This is a genomic window from Desulfosporosinus metallidurans (genome assembly GCF_001936615.1).
Lineage (GTDB): Bacteria > Bacillota > Desulfitobacteriia > Desulfitobacteriales > Desulfitobacteriaceae > Desulfosporosinus > Desulfosporosinus metallidurans.
In genome coordinates this window covers 1-1548 of the sequence record NZ_MLBF01000149.1, presented here as the reverse complement: position 1 = coordinate 1548, position 1548 = coordinate 1, and the positions used below count along the sequence as shown (strand labels likewise).

The window sequence follows — 1548 nt, the reverse complement described above, 5'->3', positions numbered from 1 at the left end:
AGAGGAACTAGGGAATGGAAAACAAGTTCAAAGAGTCATTGCTGGATAAAAACACGCTATCCGTGACGTGGGAACTCGTGCCGGGGAGAGGCGCAAACGAAAAGGCTCAGGAAAGTGCGATCGCCTCTGCAGAACAAGCGGCTAAAGGGGGTAGGGTTCATGCCCTTACTATCACGGATAATCCTGGTGGCAACCCGGCAATTCTCGCAGATTATTTAGGAATGGAAATCCTTAAAATGGGGATTGAACCGTTGGTCCATTTTACATGCAAAGATAAGAACCGCAATCAAATGGAAAGTCAACTCTATGCCTTAGACCGGGCAAAAGTTCGTAACCTCTTAGTGATGACTGGCGACTATACGGTTTCAGGGTTTAAAGGACGCCCTAAACCAGTCTTTGATCTCGACCCATCTAATGTGTTACAGCTTATCGCCGAAATGAACAAGGGCTTAGAAGTTCAGGGGATGAAGGGACCCTTATATCACCAACCCAGTGACTTTTTTGCTGGAGCGGCTGTTTCTCCTTTCAAATCAACCGAGGCCGAATTGATGGTACAATATTACAAACTGAAAAAGAAGATTTCCGGTGGTGCTCAGTTTATTGTTACCCAGCTCGGATACGATGCTCGGAAGTTCCACGAAGTATTGCAATTTTTGAAAGTCAATAAATTGGATATTCCGGTTGTGGGCAATATCTACATTCTTCCGTTCGGTGCAGCACGAGTTATGAATCAAAATCAGCTACCAGGCTGTGTTGTCACGGATAAACTTCTATCAGAACTTGACGCGGAAAAAGGTGCCCCAGATAAAGGGGTCGGTGCGCGGATGTTGAGAGCCGCCAAAATGTACGCCATTATGAAAGGCATGGGCTTTGCCGGAGTTCATATAGGAGGGCATAATATTAAATACGAACAAGTGGAATACGTCCTAGACAAAGGGGAAGAACTCAGTAAGAACTGGCAGGATCTCGTTCGTGAATTTGATTATCCTCAAACGAATGGATTCTACTACTTTGAAAAGGACGAGAAGACGGGCCTGAATACAGATCAACCAACTAATCGTGCTAACCGCCCATTAGATGCGCCTGCTAATGCGGGCTATACAATGATGCGGGGGATGCATGGCCTTTTATTCACACCTAATAAGAAACTATTCCCCATGATGCGCGGGATATATCGTTCGGCCGAAGGTAAGAAAAAGACCGAAAGAAGATTGCATGCACTTGAGCATATCGCGAAGGTAGTCATGCTTGATTGTAAAGACTGTGGGGACTGTGCCATGCTGGATATGGCCTATCTTTGCCCGATGTCCCAATGCCCGAAAAATCAACGTAACGGGGCTTGTGGAGGGAGCTTAGACGGCTGGTGTGAGGTTTATCCTAAGGAGAAGAAATGTGTCTGGGTTAGGGCGTATGCGAGACTCAAAAAATATGGAGAAGAAGCAAGCTTAGATGTTCCCCCAGTGCCACCCGCCAATTGGGATTTTTATCAGACGTCCTCTTGGTCTAATTTTTACTTAGGAAAAGACCATTCGGCCCCAATATTAGGAA

1 protein-coding gene is annotated in these 1548 nt (G+C 45.9%); it reads left to right on the top strand.

What is annotated here, in order from left to right; genetic code table 11:
• Positions 1-14: 14 nt before the first annotated feature.
• Positions 15-1548: methylenetetrahydrofolate reductase C-terminal domain-containing protein (locus tag DSOL_RS26045; RefSeq protein WP_075367592.1), on the top strand; the 1534-nt coding region annotated here is incomplete at its 3' end.